Here is a 21,852-nt window from a genome sequence, read left to right as displayed (position 1 = left end):
CCCCCATTTCATGGGGTTCTGTTAGATAGGTCACAGATTTAACTCGGTATTTGCCGCAGGATGCTGCGGGAGCTCGCGAAGGAAAGATGATGAAAGTATCTGCTTCGTAACTATACAGCAGGTTACTTTGGATGACTGGAAATGCGTGGAAACAGGCTGAATTCGACATACGAATATTTGAGGAATTACTTTCACTCCTCTGTCGCGGCGCCACGCCGTGGGGCCTCCCGGGGCCAAGTGATGCGAAATCACACAAGCAATAGATGGTATCGCTAAGGACTTGCTAATGCTATGCAAGCTTAGGCGGTCGATACTTACTTAAATTTTAACCCTTTTTACGGTGCCCGGTTGAATTACGCTGGCCAATTTGACGGCGCGATTTCTTTGGACGGCCAGGGTTCCCGCTCGCCCGTCGGGGCAAATATCGATTCTTTTACCGCAAAGGCGAACGGTCACGCGCCCGACGGCGCGTTCGTCGTTCCCGACCCCAATCTGATCTTCAACGGCGAGTTCAAGCGTGCCGGGCTCGACCTTGTGCTGTCCCACGACGGTCATGAGTTCGTCGTTCACGATTATTTCAGGGGCGACAAGCGCGCCGCGCTCGCTTCGCCCGACGGCGCCCACCTCAGCGGCGACGTCGTCAACGCCCTCACCGGCCATGTCCAGGTTGCCCAGGCCGCGCCCGGTGCCGGTGCGGGCCAGGTCATCGGTCACGTCACCAAGCTCGTGGGAAGCGCGACCGCGATCCGCAACGGCGTCTCGGTCATCCTGAACAATGGCGACAACGTCGAGAAGGGCGACGTGGTCTCGACCGGCGCCGACTCGACGCTCGGCATCACCTTCATTGACGGCACCGTGTTCGGCCTGTCCTCCAACGCGCGGATGGTGCTGAACGAGATGGTCTACGACCCCAACGGGTCGAACAATTCCTCGCTGCTCAGCTTGGTCGCGGGCACCATCACCTTCGTCGCCGGCGAAACCGCCAAGCGCGGCGACATGAAGGTCGACACGCCGGTCGCCACCATGGGCATCCGCGGCACGGCGGTGCTGACCCAGATCAACTTCGTCGTTCCCGCCGGCGGCGGCGATCCGCAGCCGCAGGCGAGCTTCCAGGTGCTGGTCGAGCCGAACGGCACGACCGGCTCCTACATCCTGTTCGACAAGGTCACGCTGCTGCCGATCGCGACGGTCAACCAGGCCGGCCAGATGATCCAGATCAGCGGCGGCAACGTCTCGATCACCAATGCACTGATGTCGCCGGAGGTGCAGAAGCTGATCACGGACGTGTTCACGCTGAAGTTTACCGACAACAACACCAACACCAAGCTGACCACGAACTACACCGATACGATCACGCCGTTCGGCTATGAGGTGTTGCTCAAATCGTCGTCCGGCCCTAGCGCCACCGCAACATTCGTCAATCTCAATCCGCAGGGATCGGAGACGCCCACCACCTCCACGCCGCTCATCGTACGCATTCCCGGCCAGCCGATCGCGCAGAGCTTCGACGCGAGCGGCAACGTGAAGACGGCGTTCGCGTTGACGGAGCGTGCGGACACGACCGGCGACACGCGCGCCGACACGATTTCCGGCGTGATCAGGTTCGTCGATCAGAACCTCGGCGACCGGCCGACGGTGAGCATCAGCCTCGCCGAGGCGCCGAACTACGTCTACAAAACTGCGGGCCAGAACGACGTCACCGGCTCCCTCTCGGAGCTCCAGAAGCAGGGCATCGCGGCGACGCAGATCCAGATCAGCGTCGTCCCCGACCCCGCCAACAACAACAACGGCTCGGCGGTCTGGACCTACACGATCCCCGACCACGTTTTCGACTTCCTCGCGGCCGGCGAAACCCTGACGCTGACCTACATGGTCCGCGTCGACACCAATTTCACGGTGAACCCCGAGTCCAGGTTCATCCCGATCACCATCACGATCACGGGAACGAACGACAAGCCTACCGTTGCGACGTCAGGCGGCACCGTCGTCGAACAGGTCGGGACCGGCAACGAGGCGCTGGACATCATCACGGGCACGGTCACCTTCACCGACGTCGATCTGACGGACCGGCCGATCGTGAGCGCGGCGCTCTCGTCCGTCGAGCCGTTCAAATATCTCGATGCCGAAGGCAACGATATCACCGCATCCCTGACGCCGGAGCAACTCGCGGCGATCGCTGCCGTCAAAGTGCCGCTGACCGTGGTTCAGGGTGCCGGAAACAGCAACAACGGCACGGCCACCTGGACCTACAGCGTTCCCGACCATCTCTTCGACTTCCTGGCCGAGGACGAGAAGCTGATCCTCAACTATGTGGTGCAGGTCGATGACGGGCACGGCGGCGTCGTCAGCACGCCGATCACCGTGTCCATCGACGGTGCGGACGTCAATGTCGAGGGCACCAACGACGTGCCGACGATCGTCGAGGACTCGACGACGCCCACCGGAGAAGTGACAGAGGATACGGCGGCAACCCTGACGGCGAACGGCACCGTCGCCTTCAACGACCCCGATCTCACGGATACGCACACTGCCAGTTACGTCCTGAAGTCGACGACGTCGAACGCGCATCTGCCCGGCTTCGGCAGCGGCACCTCGCATATCGGGACCTTCGCGCTGACCGCGGTGAGCGAGAGTCCGGGTGTCAGCACGCGCGGATCAGTGGGTTGGACCTTCACGCTCAACGATAACGATCCGGTGCTGCAGTCGCTGGCCGAAGGCCAGACCATCACCCAAGTCTACACCGTGACCGTCGGCGACCATCACGGTGGCACCGTCACCCGGGACGTCACGGTCACCATCACCGGCACCAATGACACGCCGACCATCACGAGTGATGCAGACGCTGCAAAGGGCAGCGTCACCGAGGATGCCTGCGCGACGCTGTCGATCGAGGGCACGCTCGCGATTCAGGATCTCGATCTGATCGACACCCACACCGCGCAGGCCGCGTTCAAGTCGGCGACGTCGAACGCGCATCTGCCGGGCTTCGATGGTAATGCGCCGCTCGGCACCTTCACGATCGATTGCGAGGTCGCGGAGTTCAACACCGATACCGACAACAGCGCGACGCTGGGCTGGCACTTCAGCCTCGACAACGACAATGCGGTGCTGCAATCGCTGGCGCATGGCCAGACCATCACCCAGGTCTACACCGTCACCTTTACTGACGATCACGGTGCGCAGGTCTCCCAGGACGTCACTGTCACGATCAACGGCGCCAACGACGCGCCGACGATCACGAGCGATCCCGAGGCGGCAACGGGTGCGGTTACCGAGGATGACGGCGCCTCGCTGACGACCAGCGGTACGCTGGCGATCCAGGACGTTGACCTGATCGACACCCATACGGCGCAGGTGCAGTTCAAGTCATCGTCCGTCAGTTCGGCTCTGCCGGGATTCGAGGACGACAGCACGAATATCGGCACCTTCTCCATCGGAGCGGTGTCCGAATCCAACGCCGACACCAGCACCGGCGCGACGCTCGACTGGCACTTCACGCTCGACAACAACGATCCCGTGCTGCAGTCGCTGGCGGAAGGGCAGACCATAACTCAGGTCTACACCGTCACCTTCAAGGACAATCACAACGCGACTGTCACGCAAGACGTCACCGTCACCATCACCGGCACCAACGATGCGCCGACCGTCTCCTATGTGACGTCCGACTACATGAACTTCGACGGTGCGACCATCGCGGTCGGCGACGTACCGACCGTCGCCACCGACGACGTGACGCTGGACGGCTGGGTGAACTGGAACGGAGACGCTGCCTCCGCCAGCCAGGTCTTGTTCTACAATGGCAATACCTCGACCACCGGTTTCGGCCTCATGGGCACTGTCATCAGCGGCAAGCTGGAGATCGCGATTCTCGAGGGCGGCGTCGAGATCCAGGATACCGGCTTCGCGCTTACTGCGGGGCAATGGCATAACCTCGCCTTGACGCGTGACGACGGCATCTTCACGCTTTATGTCGATGGCAACGCCGTCTATTCCCACAGTGGCGGCGTCAACGCGATCGCTGGCGCTCAGGAGCCGTCCTACATGATGATCGGAGCGGCGAGCGGCAGGTACGCTCCGGGCTTCGGTACGCAAGGCTTCACCGGCTCGATCGCCGATGTCAGCGTCTGGACCACCGCACTCACGCAGGCGCAAATCCAGTCGTACGACTTCACCGCGCTCACCGGCAACGAGGCCAATCTGGCCGCCTATTATACGCTTGGCGACGGCAGCGGGAGCACGGCCTCCAACACGGTCAACCCAACCAAGAGCCTCGCCATTGAAGGTGATGCGGATTGGGCCAGCGGGACCTCCGGGCCGGGCGGCGCATTTGCCGATCTGACGGAGACCAATGGCGGCCAGCTCTCGCATGGCATGCTGGCGGTCTCCGACGTCGACGCGACCGATCACGTCACGGTATCGGTCGATGCGGTGCAGGTTAAGCTCGACAACGTGTTGCAAACGGGCAGCGTCGGCGGGCTGTCGCATGCCGATCTCCTGAACTATCTGACCGTGCCGTCCGGCGACATTCTCAACGGCACGGCGACCCACGCCCAGTTTACCTGGCAATTCAACTCGGCCGGCCAGGCCTTCGACTTCCTCGCCGCCGGTCAGACGCTATCGCTGCAATACACCATCGTTCCGTCGGATGCTCAGGGCTTTGGAACTAGCGCGGTCGTGACCATCAACATCACCGGCACGAACGACGCACCGACGCTGTCCGATCTCCACATCGGCCCGCTCACGGACACCGCTGACGACGACACCTTCTCCAATCTCACCGGGCAACTGGCGGGGACCGACGCCGACAGCGGTGAGACGGCGACGCTGACCTATGCCGTCCTCAATTCAGATCACCAGGCGGCCACGACGGTCGCGGGACTCTACGGCTCGCTGACGGTCAATTCCAACGGCAGCTACAGCTACGTTCCGAATGATGCTGCGATCAATGCGTTGGCGGACGGATCGTATGTCGATACGTTCACGGTCCAGACCACGGATATCCATGGTGCGACCGAAACGGCAACGCTCAAGGTGAACGTGACCGGTGCGGACGACGGTGCGGGCCCGGTCATCAACACCGAGAGCTTCCAGGTCGAGCATATCACCGAGAACAGCAACGAGATCATTACCGACCTCGTCGTCATGGACGCCGATCCCGGCGCTGCGACGGACACTTTCACGGTCACGCTGTCGACCGCGAATCCGGACGTCAGCCTCGCAAGTGTTTATCCGACGACCGGCACGCTCGAGCAGATCAACACCGCCCTCGCGCAAGGCGCGGGCATCGTCTACGAGCCGACCGGCGCTGATCCCGAGGCGGGACTGCCCGCCACCGATCAGATCACGCTGACCGTTGCCGATTCGGCGGGCCGCTCGGACACGGTGAACTTCATCTTCGTCGAAGGAGCCGAGAGCCAGGGCATGACCCTGCAAGGTACCGCCGGCAAGGACGTCATTTTCGCGACCGAGTCGAGTGATACGCTGATCGGCGGCAGTGCCAAGGATCAGTTCGTATTCGCACCGGCCTCGTCGCAGGATTCGGTTCAGCACACCGTGAATGATTTCGAGTACGGCCTCGACAAGCTCGACCTGCGGCAGTTCAGCGGCATCAGCTCCTTGAACGACCTTGCCCCGACCGCCGCGCAGGATGGCGGCACGTTGCTTACGCTGGATAGCCACGAGACGATCCTGCTCAAGGGTGTCGCCGTCGCGAATCTCCAGTCCAGCGATTTCATCTTCGGCACTCACGTCGGCTAGTGGAAGCAGGCGGCGCTTCCGGTTTGCACCTCGACCGCGGCAAAAAATCCATAATCCTCAGCACTCGGGGAATAGCCAATCGCACGCCGACGCTTCATGATCGGTGCGCCCGGCATGATCTGGGTCAGGAAGTCTGACTGGCATGAAGCGTTTCAAAATCCTGCGGCGGTGGTTTGCGCAGAAGTTCGGCCTTGCGCGACTGATCTGCCTTGCGCTGCTGGTCTTGTTCGCGGGCGCGCGCCTGTGGGATCCGCCGCCGATCCAGGAATTGCGGCTGCGCACCTTCGACATGTTTCAATTGATCGATCCGCGCGAGAAGGCGGCGCGGCCGGTCGTCATCGTCGATATCGACGACAAGAGCCTCACCAGACTCGGACAGTGGCCGTGGCCGCGCACGCGCATCGCCGACATGGTCCAGAACCTCACCAACAACGGCGCGGTGGCGATCGGCTTCGACATGGTCTTCTCCGAACCCGACCGGCTCAACCCGGAGCAGGTCGCGAGCCAGATGCGCTATCTCGACGACGCGACCCGCGCCAAGCTGCGTGAGCTGCCGAGCAACGATCAGATCCTCGCCGACGCGATCAAGCGCTCGCACGTCGTGCTGGGCGAGACCGGGCTTCCGGAGGTCTTGTCCGAGCTCGACAAGTCGCTGCCGTTCACGGGGGTTGCAACGGTGGGGGAGGACGGGGCCGAGCGTTTCCTGTTCGAATTCCCCGGCTTGCTCCGCAACGTGCCGGTCATCGAGAGGGCCGCGGCCGGCCGCGGCCTGTTCTCGATCCGGACCGAGCGTGACGGATTGATCCGCCGCGTGCCGATGATCATGCGCGCCCAGGGCAACATCATGCCCTCGCTCAGCCTCGAGATCCTGCGCGTCGTCACGGGCACGCCGACCCTGCTGGTCCGTACCGATAAGACGGGCATCAAGTCGATCCGCCTCAAGGGTTTGGAGGTTCCGACCGACAAGAACGGTCAGCTCTGGGTGCACTATGCCCGCCGGGATCCTTCGATCTACGTCTCCGCGGTCGACGTGCTCGACAATGCGGTGCCGCCCACGAGGTTTGCCGGCAAGCTGGTGCTGGTCGGCACTTCCGCGGGCGGCTTGAACGACATCAAGACCACGCCGGTGTCCCGGGCCATGCCGGGTGTCGAGATCCATGCCCAGGTGCTGGAGGGCGTGCTGAGCCGCGCGGTGATCTCGCAGCCGAACTATGCCCTGGGCGTCGAGCTGATCGCGGCGCTGATCATCGGCCTGCTCGTCATCATCTTCACGCCGAATCTCGGCCCCGTCCGCCTCGTGCTGGTGGGCGCGGCCTTCGCGGCCATCCTGATCGGCGTGTCCTGGTTCTCCTACACGCAGCACCGCTATCTCATCGACTTCACCTATCCGCTGCTGTCGACGACCGCAGTCTACCTGACGCTGATCTTTGCGAGCTTCGTGCGCGAGCAGCGTCAGCGCGTGCAGATCCGCGGGCAATTCGCGCAATACATGTCGCCTGTGCTGGTCGAGCAGCTGGCGCAGTCGCCGGAAAAGCTCGTGCTCGGCGGCGAGGAACGCGAGATGACGATCATGTTCTCCGACGTGCGCGGCTTCACCACGATCTCCGAGAGCTACAAGCACGATCCGCAGGGGCTGATCGAGCTGATGAACCGCTTCCTGACGCCGCTGACCGACGTCATCATCGACCGCAAGGGCTATATCGACAAGTACATGGGCGACGCCATCATGGCGTTCTGGAACGCGCCGCTCGACGACGCCGAGCACGAGATCAACGCCTGCGAAGCCGCGATCCAGATGCTCGAGCAGATCGACGAGGTCAACAAGGAGCGCGAGCAGGAGGCCGCCGACGGCGGCCACGTCTATATCCCGCTCAATGTCGGCATCGGTCTCAACACCGGCATCGGCGTGGTCGGCAACATGGGGTCCGACCTGAAGAAGAACTATTCGGTGCTCGGCGACAGCGTGAACCTGGCCTCGCGCCTCGAGGGCCAGTCGAAGGCATACGGATTTCCGATCATCGTGGGCTCGCGCACGGCACTCGCTGCCAAGGAGAAATTCGCGATCCTCGAGCTCGACTTCATCATGGTCAAGGGCAAGACCGAGCCGGAAGTGATCTACGCCATCGCCGGCCGCGAGGACGTGATGCATTCGGCCGCGTTCCAGCGCCTGCGCAACATCACCATCGAGATGCTCGGCTGCTACCGCAGCCGCGACTGGCAGGGCGCCCTGGATGCCATCGAGCGCGGCCGCAAGAGCGAGGACGCCGACACGCTGGAGAAGCTGTTCAGGCTTTACGAGGCGCGGATCAAGGATTTCCAGATCGATCCGCCGCCGGAGGGCTGGACCGGCGCCTATGCCCTGCTGACCAAGTAGTCGTCACGGTCACCGCTCGTGCAGGGTGGGCAAAACATTGCATGCCTACCATATGCAGGTGCGTCGAGGTAAGTATGGTGGTGGGACGGCGCTTGGCGCCTCTGCCCAACCAAAAGAAAAAAGGGCGAGCTGAGTGATGGACGCACAAGTGAGACAGAACGACCGCATCGGGGTGCTCGAAGAGCTCCTCAACGAGCGCTACTCCGTTCGCGCATTTCTCCCCAAGGAGGTCGATCGCGCCACCATCGAGCATGTGCTGGCGACCGCGCAGCGCACGGCGTCCTGGTGCAACAGCCAGCCCTGGCAGGTCATCATCGCCAGCGGCGAGGCCAAGGAGCGCTTTCGCAAGGCGATCTACGCGGAGGCCTCGAAGGGCCTCGGCGATGACTACGACTTCACGCCACCGCGCGAATATGTCGGGGTCTATCTCGATCGCCGCCGCGAGAGCGGCTTCCAGCTCTACAACACGCTCGGCATCGCCCGCGGCGACAAGGCGGCCTATGCCAAGCAGGCGCTGGAGAACTACAATTTCTTCGGCGCACCGCATGTCGCCATCATCCACACCAACGAGCCGCTCGGCATCTACGGTGCGATCGATTGCGGCGCCTATGTCTCTAACTTCGTGCTGGCGGCGCAGGCGCTCGGGCTCGGCACCATTCCGCAGGCCGCGCTGGCGCGGCATTCCGGCCTGATCCGCCGCCACTTCGATCTGCCCGATGACCGCCGCGTCGTCTGCGGCATCTCGTTCGGCTATGCGGACCATGCGCACAAGGTCAACAGCTACCGCACCTCGCGGGCGAGCGTGGCCGAGACCGCAACCTTCGTGGATGTGTGATCGCGACGTGAGCCGGACGCATCGCGCGCGAAGACAGCCGTGGAAGCGGCCGTCTTCGTCTCGTTCCGGTGCGATTGACGGCGGCGGTCAGCCGCCGCTGCCGCCGATCACGGCCCGCACAGTCTCGTCAGGCCCAAAATCCTCGGCGCCGTCGACATAGAGCAGCGCGGCGAGCTTCGAGCGGGCGCGGTTCACGCGGCTCTTGATGGTGCCGACTGCGCAGCCGCAGATCGAGGCCGCGTCCTCATAGGAGAAGCCGGACGCGCCGACCAGGATCAAGGCTTCACGCTGATCCTGCGGAAGCTTGTCGAGCGCGGTGCGAAACTCCTCGAATTCGAGGTGCGCATTCTGCGAGGGCTGGGTCTTCAGCGTCTTGGCGTAATTGCCCTCGGCATCTTCGACCTCGCGCCGCCGCTTGCGATAGTCCGACCGGAACAAATTGCGCAGGATCGTGAATAGCCAGGCCGGCAGGTTGGAGCCGGGCTGGAACGAGTCGATGTTGGCGAGCGCACGCAGCAGCGTCTCCTGGACCAAATCGTCGGCCCGATCCGCATTGCCGCTGAGCGAGATGGCGAAGGCGCGCAGACTAGGCACGGCCGCCAAGATGTCGTTACGCAGGGAGTCCGTGAGAGGCATTAATCCCTCCCATTGTTGTTGTCGTTGGATCCGCCCTCATTTTCTACGTGGGGTGACGCTCCCGGCGCATCAAGCTTCTTGATCAGTTCTGCGAACCGATCCGGAACCCCCTGTCGCACGACATCGTCGTACATGGCGCGCAACTGGTGCCCGATCCGGGATTGAATCTCCGGAGTCAGGCCTCCCTTGCCGGGGCTCGTGCTTCTGCTGGCTTGAGACTTGAGATCTTTCATGACCTGTTCCACGTTTCCCCGAGTTAAGTGACTGTAAAATCGAGAAGTTTTCTCAACCGGGAGCCGTTCCCTGGATAGGCACAATTCCAGCTGCGCCAAAAAGTTCCCAGCTTGGCGGAACTTTTGTTGTCGTGAGGCGTAGACAGCCCAGCAGGGGAACCTGGGCCCCCCGCGTGATGCCTGACCTCAGGATTGGACCTCAAGGTTGGCCCAAAGACGAATGGAGTGGGGATGTCCCGTTCACAGGTAGTTGCTGAACACTTGCCGTTGTTGCGCAGGTACGCGCGGGCTCTGACAGGCAGCCAGGCCTCCGGTGACGCCTATGTCGCCGCCATGTTGGAAGCCATGCTGGGCGATCCGTCGGTGCTCGACGAGAACCATGGGCCCCGGGCCGGCCTGTTCCGGCTCTTCACCCAGATCTGGAATTCAGTCTCGATCAACGACGATGCCGAGGTGACGACCTTGCCGATGCCGCCGGAACGGCGGCTGTCGAACATCACCCCGCTGCCGCGCCAAGCCTTCCTGCTGCTCTCGCTCGAGGGCTTTTCGGAAGAGGAAGTCGCCTTCATTCTCGGCACCGATGTTGCCGAGACGCGCCGTCTTGCGGACGCAGCCGGACGCGAGATGGCCGCCGAGATCGCCACCGACGTGCTGATCATCGAGGACGAGACCTTCATCGCCATGGACCTCGAGAGCCTGGTGAAGAATCTCGGCCACAACGTCGTCGGCGTCGCGCGCACCCATGCCGATGCGGTGGCGCTGGCCAAGAACAAGCGGCCCGGCCTGATCCTTGCCGATATCCAGCTTGCCGACGGCTCGTCCGGCCTGGACGCCGTCAACGAGCTCCTGCGCACCTTTGAGGTGCCGGTGGTGTTCATCACCGCCTATCCGGAGCGCTTCCTCACCGGCGAGCGTCCCGAGCCGGCGTTCCTGATCTCAAAGCCGTTCCAGCCCGCGATGGTATCGGCGGTGGCGAGCCAGGCCCTGTTCTTCCAGCGCAATTCGCGCAATCGCACGCCCAAAGCGCCTGCGGCGTAACAAGGCGCCTGCGGCCGTCCCAATAGCGAAGTCCGGCGTGCCCAAGGCACGCCGGATTTTTTTCATGCCGCCGGCCCGCTTGACGGGCGCTGAATTCGCCGCCCATAGCTCATGTAGCAGCTGCGCGTGCGACCACGCCAATCGGAGACGTGCCCATGGACCAGCAACTCCTCGATCGTCTCGCCATCCGCGATCTCGTCGAGAACTGGGCGGTGTGGCGCGATGCCGGCGACTGGGAGCGCTTTGCCACGGTTTGGCACGAAGAAGGCTGGATGTCCGCGACCTGGTTTCAGGGGCCGGCCCGGGATTTCATGCGGGTCAGCCAGGAGGGTTTTGCCAGGGGCGTGCGCATCCTGCATTTCCTCGGCGGCACCAGCATCGATCTTGCGGGTGCGCGAGCGATCGCGCAGACCAAGATGACCATCTCGCAGCGCGGCCTCGTGCACGACGTGCTCTGCGACGTCGTCTGCACTGGACGCTTCTACGATTTCCTGGAGAAGCGGAACGACCCATCAGGTATCGGCAAATGGGGCATCGTCCGCCGCCAGCCCATCTACGAGAAGGACCGCATCGACCCGGTCGATCCCGCCGCGACGCTTCGGCTCGACCAGGATGCGCTGGCTGCACTCCCCGAGGGCTACCGCCACCTCGCCTACATGCAGGAGCTGATCGGCTACAACGTGAAGCGCGACATGCCGGGCCTGATCGGCCCCGAGGTCGAGAAGCTCTATGGCGAGGGCCGGGAGTGGCTGGCAGGAAAGGCGAAAGTAGGCCCCAGATAAAAGTAAGGCGCGACTGGCATCACCACAGTCGCGCCCTACGTCGCCGGCTTATGGGGCAGGGGGGAATAGCCGGCTGCTGAGACGACTCCTGTGCGCGAAAGTCGTTCCAAGGCGCGCGAAATATTTTGCCGTCTGCTGCATTTTTCGCACACGGTTAAGTGATCGTAGCTGTCGAGAACCCCCGATCCTGCGGCGGCGTTGTTCCCGTGCCCGCCATGGGGCGAGGGATCGGCAGCCATGTCACAGATTCAAAAGGTTTTTTTGAGCGCAATTGCGGTCGTCGCCACCCTCGGTGCCGTGCAACTGGCCTCCGGGCATGATCTCGCAGACCGCTGGCAGGCCGTCGCCGACCTCCCCAGCCACGGTTCCACCGTCGCGGTGGGTCACAACGTCAACCGCACCGCCAAGGCAGACCGGCTTGCAGAGATCAAACCGGCAGCCGTTCCCACCCGTACCGTCTCGATGCGGCTGAACGACCTCGCCGATACGTCGGTGCTGCTGCGGGTCCCCGCCGTGATCGAGACCGGCAATGCCAAGACGCCGGTGCTGCTCCAGAACCAGAAGAAGCCTCGCAACAAGCCGACGATCGCCTGTGAGCCGATGGTCAGCTCCCTGACCGAGGTCGCAAGGCTGCTCCAGCCCGGCCGCTGCGTGACCTGACCCCCTCTCCGCGAGGGGTGGTTTGGCGGACCCAGACTTCACATCCTCTTGATCCGCCATTGCCTCGCGCTATATCCGGGTTCCCTCCCTTTTGTTTGACCGGGTAAGCGCATGACGACGTCAGATACGGCTGTGCATACGCAGCCTTTCCAGGCCGAAGTTTCCGAACTGCTGCACCTGATGGTGCACTCCGTCTATTCGGAAACCGACATCTTCCTCCGCGAGCTCATCTCCAACGCCTCCGATGCCTGCGACAAGCTGCGCTACGAGGCCATCGCCAGTCCCGCCCTGCTGGGCGAAGGCGACGCACTCAAGATCCGCATCGTCCCGAACAAGACGGCCAAGACGCTCACGATCGCCGACAACGGCATCGGCATGGAGCGGCAGGAGCTGATCGACCATCTCGGCACCATCGCCCGCTCCGGCACCAAGGCGTTCGTGTCCAAATTGAAAGAGGCCAAGGACGGGCTCGGCCTGATCGGCCAGTTCGGCGTCGGTTTCTATTCCGCCTTCATGGTCGCCGAGAAGATCGTCGTGATCAGCCGCCGCGCCGGCGAGAGCGATGTGTGGACCTGGACGTCCTCCGGCGGCTCCGGCTTCGAGATCGCCCGTGCCAGCGACGAGGAAGCGGCGCGCCTGACGCGCGGCACCGAGATCGTCCTGCACCTGAAGGACGATTCCAAGAAATATCTCGAGACCTACGAGATCGAGCGTATCGTCACCGCCTATTCCGACAACATCCTGTTTCCGATCGAGCTCGTGCCCGAAGACGGCGAGCCGCGACAGATCAATTCGGCGAGCGCGTTGTGGCAGCGCTCCAAATCCGAGCTCACGGCTGACGATTACAAGAAGGCCTATCAGCAGATCGCCTCTGCCTTCGACGATCCCGCGATGACGCTGCACTACCGCGCGGAAGGACGTTACTCCTACGCCGTGCTGCTGTTCGCGCCCTCGACCAAGCCGTTCGACCTGTTCGAGCCGAACCGCAAGGGCCGCGTGAAGCTCTACGTCCGGCGCGTCTTCATCACCGACGATGCCGACCTCTTGCCGGGGTACCTGCGCTTCATCCGCGGCGTGGTCGACAGCGAGGATCTTCCGCTCAACATTTCGCGCGAGATGCTCCAGAACAATCCGCAGCTGGCGCAGATCCGCAAGGCGGTGGCGACGCGTGTGGTGTCCGAGCTCGAAAGCCTTGCCGACAAGGACCCCGAGAATTTTGCCAAGATCTGGGACGCCTTCGGCCCGGTGCTGAAGGAAGGCATCTACGAGGATTTCGAGCGGCGCGAAAAGCTGCTCGCACTGTCGCGCTTCACCACCACGTCGGGCGAGAAGCGGTCGCTGAAGCAGGTCATCGCCGATTTCAAACCGAACCAGACCGAGATCTATTATCTCGTCGGCGACAGCATTGAGCGGCTGAAGTCCAATCCGCGGCTGGAAGCTGCGACCGCGCGCGGCATCGAGGTGCTGCTGCTGTCGGATCCCGTCGACGCGTTCTGGACCTCGATGCCCTCGGATTTCGAAGGCAAGCCGCTGAAGTCGCTGAGCCAGGGCGATCTCAATCTCGATTTGATTCCGCGTATCGACGATAAGGACGAGGCGAAGAAGGACGAGCCGGCTGCGGACGAAGCAGCCACCATCGCGGTGATCAAGGCCGCGCTGGGCGAGCGCGTCAGCGACGTCAAGGTCTCGACGCGCCTGACCAGCTCGGCCTCCTGCCTCGTCGCCGACAGCCAGGGTCCGAGCCGCGAGCTCGAGCGCATCTTGTCGCAGCAGAACCGCGGCATGAAGACCAAGCCGATCCTCGAGATCAATTTGCGCCATCCGCTGGTCACCGCGGTCACCAAGGCGCAGGCTGGCTCGACAGTCGTCGACGATATCAGCCTGCTTCTGCTCGAGCAGGCGCAGATCCTGGACGGCGAATTGCCGGAAGACCCGGCGGCGTTCGCGGCACGGCTGAACCGGCTGGTGTTGCAGGGGCTCGGCGGCTAGCGCTGCCTCGCAGCATCATTCGGACCGCCAGGTTGTCAGATCGCTCATCGCGCAACGCCTCTGGCGCTGCGCGTCTCACTCACCTTGACGTCATCAGGTCTCAGGAACAGTCGCGGACGGCGAGATGTTGTGTCATATGAAGCGACGTCACCAGTTCGAGGATTTCCCATGCGCTTGTCATTCCTCACTCTTACCGCGGTCTTCACGCTGCTGGGCGCAGCGGATGCCAGCGCGCAGCGATACGATCCGGCCTATCCCGTCTGCATGCACCGCTACGTCGGTGGCGGCCCTGGTGGCGGAGGCAGTGACTATTTCGACTGCTCGTTCACCTCGTTGGAGCAGTGCCGCGCCACGGCGTCGGGCCTTGCCGCGACCTGCGACCTCAATCCCTATTACGCCTTCAACGAATCGCCGCCGCCGCGCCGGCGTCCCAAGAAGGTGCACTGAGGCGAACGGGACCAAGGCCGGGAATTCTGCATTCATCGCTCTTTCGACCTGGTCACACCCGTCGGCGCGCTGCCGGCGGGTGCGACCTTGGCTGCGCGCTGCCGACAGTTAATCGCGCCCTAACCGGGTTTTACCTTGTCTCTTAACGCCTGGGTCAGGGCGCGCGGGCTAAACTGCCGGAAACCGCAGACCGCCCGAAAGAGTAAACAATATGACCACCGGCGTCATCGAGAAGCCGAAAGCCGCGCGCGCACCGTCGGCTTCCAAGATCTGGTTGAGGGCGATCGAGCTCACCGCGCGGATCGAAACGCTGCCGGGCCGCCTGTTCGCCGACGTCGTCGACGATTGGGCGCAGCGCCAGCCTAACCGCGTTGCTCTGGTGGCGGACGAGGCAAGCCTCGATTACGAAGGCCTCTCGAAGAGGATCAATCGCTACGCCCGCTGGGCGCGCTCGCTCGGCCTGTCCAAGGGCGATACCGTTGCGCTGATCATGCCGAACGGCATCGATTATATCGCGGCCTGGCTCGGCATCAGCCGCGTCGGCGGCGTGGTCGCACTGATCAACACCAAGCTCGTCGGGCAATCGCTCGCGCACTGCCTTGATGTCGCGAAGCCGATGCATGTCATCGTTGCGCATGAGCTAGCGGGGATGCTGGACAGCGCGGCACCTCATCTGAAGACGGCGGCAAAAGTCTGGACGCATGGCGATAGCCGCAGCGAACGTGCGATCGACGTCGCGCTTGCCGTTCTCGACGACGGCCCGCTATCGCCGGAGGAGCATGGCGAGGTCACCATCGACGACCGTGCGCTGCTGATCTACACCTCCGGCACCACCGGCCTGCCGAAAGCGGCCAGCATCAGCCACCGCCGCATCCTGAATTGGGGGTTTTGGTTCGCTGGCCTCACCGGCGCGACGCCGCAGGATCGGCTCTACGATTGTCTGCCGCTGTTCCATTCGGTCGGCGGCATCGTCGCGCCGTGCAGCATTCTGGCCGCCGGCGGTTCGGTAGTGATCGCCGAGAAATTCTCGGCCTCGCATTTCTGGTCCGACATCGTCCGGCACGACTGCACGCTGTTTCAATATATCGGCGAGCTCTGCCGTTACCTGCTCAAGGCCGCGCCCTCGGAATACGAGAATCGGCATCGCCTGCGGCTCGCCTGCGGCAACGGGCTGCGCGGCGATATCTGGGAGGATTTCCAGGCGCGCTTCGCCATTCCGCGCATCCTCGAATTCTACGCCGCGACCGAAGGCAATTTCTCGCTGTTCAACGTCGAGGGCCAGCCGGGTGCGATCGGCCGCGTCCCGGCGCTGCTCGCGCACCGCTTTCCTGCCAGGCTCGTCAAGCTTGACCCCGATAGCGGCGCGCCGCTGCGCAATGAAGAGGGCTTCTGCATCGCCTGCAGCCGCGGCGAGGCCGGCGAAGCGATCGGCCGCATCGGCACCGCGGACGAGGGCGGTGGGCGCTTCGAGGGCTACACCGATGCCGGTGAGACCGAGAAAAAAGTCTTGCGTGACGTCTTCGTCAAGGGCGATGCCTGGTTCCGCACCGGCGATCTGATGCGGATGGACGACAAGGGATTTTTCCATTTCGTCGACCGTATCGGCGACACGTTCCGCTGGAAGGGCGAGAATGTCGCGACCTCCGAGGTGAACGATGCCGTGCGCGATTTCATTGGCGTCGTCGATGCCGCCACCTATGGCGTCAGCATTCCCGGCGCCGACGGCCGGGCCGGGATGAGCGCGATCGTCGTGAACGAGGGCTTTGACATCAGCGCGCTGCCCGCCCATCTCGCGCAACGCCTGCCGGTCTACGCCCGCCCGCTCTTCATCCGTATCTCGCGCGAGCTCGACGCCACCGAGACCTTCAAGCAGAAGAAGGGCGAGCTCGCCCGCGAGGGATTTGACCCGGCCGCGGTCGCCGATCCGCTGTTCATGCTCGACCCGATATCCGGCGTCTACGTCGCGCTGGACGCGGAGACATATGCGGCCATCTCGGGCGGTACGATCAGGCTGTAGGGCAACCAAAATCGAGAGATAGGTCCAATTTTATCTGAATTGTCCAAGAAGCCATTTACTTCTGTCGGGTAAACAGACCGCGATGGGGAGGCGGTCAGCAAGAGCCGCCGCAACAACGAGATCGATAACAAAGCGAGCCAGCCATGTCGGTAAGGTCAAAGGTCATTGAAGCGATTCAGCAGATCGCCAAGGAGCAGCACGTCACGCTTCCCGCCCTCTCGGACGATCTGTCCCTGCATGAGACGGGCTTCGACTCGCTCGCCTTCGCCATCCTGGTCGCCCGCCTCGAGGACGAGACCGGCGTCGATCCCTTCACCATTTCCGAGGACGCAGCGTTCCCCGCCACGGTGGGCGATTTCGTGCGGGCCTACGAAAATGTCCCCGCGTGAGATCTTTGCACTTCGCGACCATCTTGGCGCGGAGCTGAAAGGCCGCACCATCTCCGATGCGCATGATGTCGTATCGCTGACGGGCATCCTGTCGCACACTGTTCTGGGCGGGCGGCTGCACGAGCTCTCTGGCCGTGCCGTGCTGCTCAAGCTGTCGGACCAGCTCCGGTCCGGCCTTGCCATGATCGAGCTCGACGGCATCGCCCGCCGCATGCTGTTGTGTCCGCCGGACCTCAACCCGGCGCATCTCGGCGCCTTGATCGCGGATGCCGGGATCGATGCCGTCGTCACCGACGAGCCCGAACTCTGGGCGGCGTCCGGCGTGCCGCTGGTCGTCACCGCGCAATTGCCGCCGCAAGCCGCCGCGCCGGCCAAGACCGCGCGCGGCACCGAATGGCTGATGCTCACCTCGGGCACCTCGGGGGTGCCAAAGATCGCCGGCCATACGCTGGAAGCGCTGACCGGCGCGATCGTCGCCGAAGGCCCATCGCGCGGACCTGCACCGGTCTGGGCAACGTTCTACGACATCCGCCGCTATGGCGGCCTGCAAATCTTTCTCCGTGCCATCCTCTCCGGCGGTTCGTTGGTGCTGTCCGATCCCCATGAGGCGCTCGCCGATCACGTCGCGCGGCTGAAGGCGCGCGGTGTCTCGCATATCTCCGGCACGCCTTCGCATTGGCGCAAGCTCCTGATGAGCGGCTCGGCCGCCCAGTTCGCCCCGGCTTACGTCCGTCTCTCCGGCGAGATCGCCGACCAAGCCGTGCTCGACGGCCTGAAGGCGGCATTCCCCCATGCGTCCGTCGGCCATGCCTATGCCTCGACCGAGGCCGGCGTCGGGTTCGCCGTCAATGACGGGCTGGAAGGCTTTCCGGCCGACTATCTCGGCAACCGCAACGGCGTCGAGATGAAAGTCGTCGACGGCTCGCTGCGCATCCGCTCGACGCGCACGGCTCATGCCTATATCGGCCGCAACGCCTCCGCGCTCACCGACGACGACGGCTTTGTCGACAGCGGCGACATCGTCGAGCTGCGCGGCAACCGCTATTATTTCGTCGGCCGGCGCGGCGGCATCATCAATATCGGCGGGCTGAAGGTCCACCCCGAGGAGATCGAGGCGGTGATCAACCGCCATCCGGATGTGCGGATGTCGCGCGCGAAGTCGCGCAAGAGCCCGATCACCGGCGGCATCGTCGTCGCGGACGTGATCCTCACCGAGGGCACCGATCCGGCGCGCGCGAAAGAGATCCGCGACCAAATCCTGGATCTGTGCCGCGCCCAGCTCGCATCCCACAAGGTGCCGGCGGTCCTCCGCTTCGTCGAGGCGCTCGACGTCACCCCGGCCGGAAAACTGGCGCGCACCGATGCATAATGTTCTCGTCACCGGCGGCAGCCGCGGCATCGGGCTTGCGATCGGCAAGCGCCTTGTCGCGGCCGGCTTCAACGTCATCGCGGCGGCGCGGCGCGAAAGCGAAGAGCTCAAGGCGGCCATCGCAGCCGCCGACGGGCGCCTGCATTTCCGTGCCTGCGATCTTGCCGTGATCGATGCAATCCCGGCCTTCGCAAAGCTCGTGCGCGACGAATTCGGCCCGATCTACGGCCTCGTCAACAATGCCGGTCTCGGCACCGAAGGCCTGCTGGCCACCATGCACAATTCCGAGATCGAGGCGCTGGTGCAGCTCAACGTGCTGTCGCCGATCATCCTCACCAAATATGTGGCGCGCCAGATGATGGCCGACGGCGCCGGCCGCATCATCAACATCTCCTCGATCATCGCGACGACAGGCTATAACGGCCTCTCCGTCTACGGCGCGACCAAGGCCGCCGCGACCGGCTTCACCCGCTCGCTGGCCCGTGAGGTCGGCAAGCTCGGCATCACCGTGAACGCGATCGCGCCGGGCTTCATCGACACCGAGCTCACCCACAATCTGTCTGAGGAAGGCCGCAAGCGCATTGCGGGCCGCAGCGCGCTGCGCCGGCTGCCGGAGACGGATGACGTCGCGCGCATGGTGGAATACCTCCTGGGCGAAGGCGGCCGCAACGTCACCGGCACCGTGTTCACCATCGATGCCGGGAACACGGCGTAGACGGAACCCGGCTGCCACAATTGCGCTGATCGTGCGCAATGACAGCCAGCCGGATTTGGTCGTAAGATGCCCCGCAATCGATTGGTTTACGTCAATCGATCTGCCCTAAACGAAGGGGAGCAGTCGATGGCCACTTCAGACATGACCGCTTCAAGCCGAGCCCTGAAAGAGCCGGTGCGTGTGAAGTCGGATGAGGTCCGCTGCCCGCCGATGTCGCATCAGAATTCCGGCGATCACGGCCACGAGGCGTATCCGCAGCAATTCGTGCGCCTGATCGGCTGCCACGACGTCCCTGCATCCCAGCTGCGCAAGCGTCGGGACGAGAAGCTGCACTAGCCGCTCACGGCCGCTGCTTCGGCAGGTCGAATCGTTCCTGTGAAAATTCCGGCGGCCCTTCGGTGAGGCGGCGAATGCGGCGCTCGCGTTCGTCTGGCGGCAATGCCGGATCGAGCAGTAACTCGATCTCATGCACTGCGATCTCTTCGATCTTGGTCGCGTCCGATACGACCGGGTGCGCGGGCGCGGAGACGGGGAGTGCCAACTTCAGCCCCAGCTCGATCAGCTTGCAGATCGCATCCGAGCGGGTCAGGCGGTGAGCTTCAGCCCAGGCATCGACCGCCTCCGTCAATCTTTCCGGCATCTTCACCGCGCTGATCGGGTCGACACCCGTGCGCCGGCGGACCGGAGAGGTGGAGTCCTTGCTGCTGAAGTCGGACACCTCGATTTTCCCATGCAACCCCTTGGAGCCGACCGACGATAGCCGCTCTCCCCGGATGGCCGTTTGATGCCGATCAATGATCCCGCCGAGGCATTGCAAGGCGGCCGCATCTTGTTGTCCGGGCCACTTTCGGCCAATGATCGAAAGGGGGCGCGAGCCAGCGAACCCGGATCGATCCTGCCACGTATCTTGCTTCGCATTCCAACAGTCCGGCAATCCCGATGAGCTCAGGCGAGTCCTTCTATGGCGGCATTCCCGTCTTCCGAGGCTTCACCAGCCTGATGGATCCTGCGCTTTATGCGCCGCTGCCGGACGACTGGAGCATCGGTGTTGCCGATATCGTCGATTCGACCAAGGCGATCGCGGCGCAGCGCTACAAGGCCGTGAACATGGCCGGTGCCGCCGTGATCGCGGCGGTGACCAATGCGCTGCAGGGGCGGGAATTTCCCTTCGTGTTCGGCGGCGACGGCGCCAGCTTCGCGGTGGCGCCAGACGACGTCGAGCTTGCCCGCCAGGCGCTGGCTGCGACCGCGACCTGGGTGCGCGAAGGCCTCGATCTGACCCTGCGCGTCGCCTTGGTGCCGGTCAGCGTCATTCGCACACACGGCCTCGATGTGCGCGTCGCCCGGTTCGGGCCGTCGGCCAACCTGTCCTATGCGATGTTTTCGGGCGGCGGGCTCGCCTGGGCCGACGCCGCGATGAAGCGCGGCGAGTTTGCCGTCGATGAGGCGCCCGCCGGCACGCAGCCGGACCTTTCGGGCCTGTCGTGTCGTTTCGAGGTGATGCCGGCGGCGCGCGGCCTGATCCTGTCGGTGCTGGTGATGCCGGCGCGCGGCGTCGATCAGGTGGCCTTCCGCAGGGTGATCGAGGACATCATTCATCTCGTCGAGCGCAGCCCGGAGGGCGGCCGGCCGGTGCCGCCGCAGGGGCCGCCGCTGAAATGGCCGCCGCAGGGCGTGGAATTCGAGGCCCGAACCAGGCGCGGGGGTCCGCTGCTCGCGCGCAGAGCCAGCGTACTCGCCTATACGTTGTTCGCCTATTTCATCATGCGCTTCGACATCAAGATCGGCGGTTTCGTGCCCAGCCTCTACAAGCGGCAGGTGGTCGAGAACTCGGACTTCCGTAAATACGACGACGGCCTGCGCATGATTCTGGACTGCACGCCGCAGCTCGAGCGCGCGTTGAACGATCGTCTCAAAGCCGCTGCGCGCGAGGGCATCGTGCGCTACGGCCTCTACCAGCAGGACGCTGCGATGATGACCTGCTTCGCGCCGTCGGCGCTGCGCAGCGATCACGTCCATTTCATCGACGGCGCGCGCGGCGGCTATGCCTCGGCGGCGACGGCGTTGAAGGCGATGATGGCAGCGGGTTAGCGCCCCGCGCGCGTCCAGGTCTCACCGCCGCAGAGCGCGCCGACGCAGCCTTCGACCCGCAGCGCGTCCGCGCCAGTCAGGCTGATGTTGCTCGCATAGGTGCTGCCGTCGTCCGCATTGTAGATCTGGCCCGACCATTTGTTCGGTCCCGTCGGCTCCATGCCGCTGAACAATGGCAGGCCGATCATCGGGCGCCTGGCGAGCGCGGGATTGGGATTTTTGCTGTCGGTGGCGGGCTGACCGGTCGCGCTGTCCATGGGCTCGCGCAGCCAGACGATGTGGCCGCAGATGCCGCCGCCGCATTTGCTGATCTTGACGCGTGCATCGCCCGCCTGCGTGAGCCAGGTCCCGTCGGCGCTCTGCGCATAGGCGGAAGGCGCACCGATCAGCGCAGCCAGAATGACGGTGAGAGCGACGAATCTGAATGTCATGGAGAGGAGCCCTGGAATGGAGGCGACTCCATAGCAGCAAATCGAGCGCGCGCAACGCCCGAGGGAATCACATCTCTGAGCTTATCTGC

General features: G+C 63.9%; 18 protein-coding genes. 14 read left to right on the top strand and 4 right to left on the bottom strand.

The features are described from left to right. Positions 1-384 precede the first annotated feature (384 nt). The 3 genes from I6F24_RS13855 (at position 385) to I6F24_RS13845 (ending at position 8,966) form a co-directional block, all read left to right on the top strand. The gene (locus tag I6F24_RS13855) at positions 385-5,757 is read left to right on the top strand and encodes a VCBS domain-containing protein (protein ID WP_225149313.1); all 5,373 of its coding nucleotides are present in this window, start codon (positions 385-387) and stop codon (positions 5,755-5,757) included. A gap of 142 nt (positions 5,758-5,899) precedes the next feature. Beyond that, positions 5,900-8,131, top strand: coding sequence for an adenylate/guanylate cyclase domain-containing protein (locus I6F24_RS13850; protein WP_225149312.1), 2,232 nt, complete (start codon positions 5,900-5,902; stop codon positions 8,129-8,131). 136 nt (positions 8,132-8,267) lie between these two features. Then, positions 8,268-8,966: a nitroreductase gene (locus tag I6F24_RS13845; protein ID WP_035997645.1), complete on the top strand. Its 699-nt coding sequence runs from the start codon at positions 8,268-8,270 to the stop codon at positions 8,964-8,966. 87 nt (positions 8,967-9,053) lie between these two features. Here I6F24_RS13845 and I6F24_RS13840 read toward each other — a convergent pair whose 3' ends face one another. Both I6F24_RS13840 and I6F24_RS13835 read right to left on the bottom strand, forming a co-directional pair. Further along, the gene (locus I6F24_RS13840) at positions 9,054-9,602 is read right to left on the bottom strand and encodes a sigma-70 family RNA polymerase sigma factor (protein WP_018316216.1); all 549 of its coding nucleotides are present in this window, start codon (positions 9,600-9,602) and stop codon (positions 9,054-9,056) included. Further along, a complete protein-coding gene (locus I6F24_RS13835) occupies positions 9,602-9,835 on the bottom strand; it encodes a NepR family anti-sigma factor (RefSeq protein ID WP_036021339.1) in 234 nt (77 codons plus the stop codon). Before I6F24_RS13835 ends, I6F24_RS13840 begins: the two co-directional genes overlap by 1 nt. A 231-nt stretch (positions 9,836-10,066) precedes the next feature. Here I6F24_RS13835 and I6F24_RS13830 point away from each other — a divergent pair, with 231 nt between their 5' ends. From I6F24_RS13830 to I6F24_RS13785, 10 genes are all read left to right on the top strand, one after another. Next, complete coding sequence (locus I6F24_RS13830) at positions 10,067-10,873, top strand: response regulator (RefSeq protein WP_035997648.1); 807 nt, start codon at positions 10,067-10,069, stop codon at positions 10,871-10,873. Positions 10,874-11,028: 155 nt separating this feature from the next. Beyond that, positions 11,029-11,655, top strand: coding sequence for a nuclear transport factor 2 family protein (locus I6F24_RS13825; protein WP_036021308.1), 627 nt, complete (start codon positions 11,029-11,031; stop codon positions 11,653-11,655). A gap of 237 nt (positions 11,656-11,892) precedes the next feature. Further along, positions 11,893-12,315 carry a hypothetical protein gene (locus I6F24_RS13820; protein ID WP_036021311.1) on the top strand — a complete coding sequence of 141 codons (423 nt, stop codon included), beginning with the start codon at positions 11,893-11,895 and terminating at the stop codon, positions 12,313-12,315. Between the two features lie 111 nt (positions 12,316-12,426). Further along, positions 12,427-14,304 carry a molecular chaperone HtpG gene (gene htpG, locus I6F24_RS13815; RefSeq protein WP_036021314.1) on the top strand — a complete coding sequence of 626 codons (1,878 nt, stop codon included), beginning with the start codon at positions 12,427-12,429 and terminating at the stop codon, positions 14,302-14,304. Positions 14,305-14,472: 168 nt separating this feature from the next. Next, positions 14,473-14,751, top strand: coding sequence for a DUF3551 domain-containing protein (locus I6F24_RS13810; protein ID WP_035997672.1), 279 nt, complete (start codon positions 14,473-14,475; stop codon positions 14,749-14,751). Positions 14,752-14,962: 211 nt separating this feature from the next. Beyond that, positions 14,963-16,768, top strand: a complete 1,806-nt coding sequence (locus I6F24_RS13805; protein WP_036021317.1) for a long-chain-acyl-CoA synthetase — start codon at positions 14,963-14,965, stop codon at positions 16,766-16,768. A gap of 143 nt (positions 16,769-16,911) precedes the next feature. Next, positions 16,912-17,157 (top strand): acyl carrier protein, encoded by a 246-nt coding sequence (locus tag I6F24_RS13800; protein WP_015688794.1) that lies wholly within the window; start codon positions 16,912-16,914, stop codon positions 17,155-17,157. Next, positions 17,144-18,526: a fatty acid--CoA ligase family protein gene (locus I6F24_RS13795; RefSeq protein ID WP_036021319.1), complete on the top strand. Its 1,383-nt coding sequence runs from the start codon at positions 17,144-17,146 to the stop codon at positions 18,524-18,526. Before I6F24_RS13800 ends, I6F24_RS13795 begins: the two co-directional genes overlap by 14 nt. Next, complete coding sequence (locus I6F24_RS13790) at positions 18,519-19,241, top strand: SDR family NAD(P)-dependent oxidoreductase (RefSeq protein ID WP_036021322.1); 723 nt, start codon at positions 18,519-18,521, stop codon at positions 19,239-19,241. The genes I6F24_RS13795 and I6F24_RS13790 overlap by 8 nt, the downstream gene beginning before the upstream one ends. 126 nt (positions 19,242-19,367) lie before the next feature. Next, positions 19,368-19,577, top strand: coding sequence for a hypothetical protein (locus I6F24_RS13785; protein ID WP_036021325.1), 210 nt, complete (start codon positions 19,368-19,370; stop codon positions 19,575-19,577). Between the two features lie 4 nt (positions 19,578-19,581). Here I6F24_RS13785 and I6F24_RS13780 read toward each other — a convergent pair whose 3' ends face one another. Beyond that, positions 19,582-19,959 (bottom strand): hypothetical protein, encoded by a 378-nt coding sequence (locus tag I6F24_RS13780; protein WP_050995834.1) that lies wholly within the window; start codon positions 19,957-19,959, stop codon positions 19,582-19,584. Positions 19,960-20,180: 221 nt separating this feature from the next. Here I6F24_RS13780 and I6F24_RS13775 point away from each other — a divergent pair, with 221 nt between their 5' ends. After that, on the top strand, positions 20,181-21,332 hold the full coding sequence (locus I6F24_RS13775; protein WP_036021328.1) for a DUF3095 domain-containing protein: 1,152 nt from the start codon (positions 20,181-20,183) through the stop codon (positions 21,330-21,332). Here I6F24_RS13775 and I6F24_RS13770 read toward each other — a convergent pair. After that, the gene (locus I6F24_RS13770; RefSeq protein WP_035997687.1) at positions 21,329-21,763 is read right to left on the bottom strand and encodes a DUF2147 domain-containing protein; all 435 of its coding nucleotides are present in this window, start codon (positions 21,761-21,763) and stop codon (positions 21,329-21,331) included. The genes I6F24_RS13775 and I6F24_RS13770 overlap by 4 nt on opposite strands. Positions 21,764-21,852 lie beyond the last annotated feature (89 nt).

This window comes from Bradyrhizobium sp. BRP23 (genome assembly GCF_020194135.1).
GTDB lineage: Bacteria > Pseudomonadota > Alphaproteobacteria > Rhizobiales > Xanthobacteraceae > Bradyrhizobium > Bradyrhizobium yuanmingense.
Note: the sequence above shows the minus strand (reverse complement) of the source record. Positions and strands in the feature narration are given on the sequence as shown.

Coding starts and splice junctions, on each gene's coding strand:
- I6F24_RS13845 (WP_035997645.1), top strand. CDS start 8,268: ATGGACGCACAAGTGAGACAGAACGACCGCATCGGGGTGCTCGAAGAG.
- I6F24_RS13835 (WP_036021339.1), bottom strand. CDS start 9,835: ATGAAAGATCTCAAGTCTCAAGCCAGCAGAAGCACGAGCCCCGGCAAG.
- I6F24_RS13770 (WP_035997687.1), bottom strand. CDS start 21,763: ATGACATTCAGATTCGTCGCTCTCACCGTCATTCTGGCTGCGCTGATC.
- I6F24_RS13840 (WP_018316216.1), bottom strand. CDS start 9,602: ATGCCTCTCACGGACTCCCTGCGTAACGACATCTTGGCGGCCGTGCCT.
- I6F24_RS13825 (WP_036021308.1), top strand. CDS start 11,029: ATGGACCAGCAACTCCTCGATCGTCTCGCCATCCGCGATCTCGTCGAG.
- I6F24_RS13790 (WP_036021322.1), top strand. CDS start 18,519: ATGCATAATGTTCTCGTCACCGGCGGCAGCCGCGGCATCGGGCTTGCG.
- I6F24_RS13805 (WP_036021317.1), top strand. CDS start 14,963: ATGACCACCGGCGTCATCGAGAAGCCGAAAGCCGCGCGCGCACCGTCG.
- I6F24_RS13795 (WP_036021319.1), top strand. CDS start 17,144: ATGTCCCCGCGTGAGATCTTTGCACTTCGCGACCATCTTGGCGCGGAG.
- I6F24_RS13800 (WP_015688794.1), top strand. CDS start 16,912: ATGTCGGTAAGGTCAAAGGTCATTGAAGCGATTCAGCAGATCGCCAAG.
- I6F24_RS13775 (WP_036021328.1), top strand. CDS start 20,181: ATGAGCTCAGGCGAGTCCTTCTATGGCGGCATTCCCGTCTTCCGAGGC.
- I6F24_RS13850 (WP_225149312.1), top strand. CDS start 5,900: ATGAAGCGTTTCAAAATCCTGCGGCGGTGGTTTGCGCAGAAGTTCGGC.
- I6F24_RS13785 (WP_036021325.1), top strand. CDS start 19,368: ATGGCCACTTCAGACATGACCGCTTCAAGCCGAGCCCTGAAAGAGCCG.
- I6F24_RS13830 (WP_035997648.1), top strand. CDS start 10,067: ATGTCCCGTTCACAGGTAGTTGCTGAACACTTGCCGTTGTTGCGCAGG.
- I6F24_RS13820 (WP_036021311.1), top strand. CDS start 11,893: ATGTCACAGATTCAAAAGGTTTTTTTGAGCGCAATTGCGGTCGTCGCC.
- htpG (WP_036021314.1), top strand. CDS start 12,427: ATGACGACGTCAGATACGGCTGTGCATACGCAGCCTTTCCAGGCCGAA.
- I6F24_RS13810 (WP_035997672.1), top strand. CDS start 14,473: ATGCGCTTGTCATTCCTCACTCTTACCGCGGTCTTCACGCTGCTGGGC.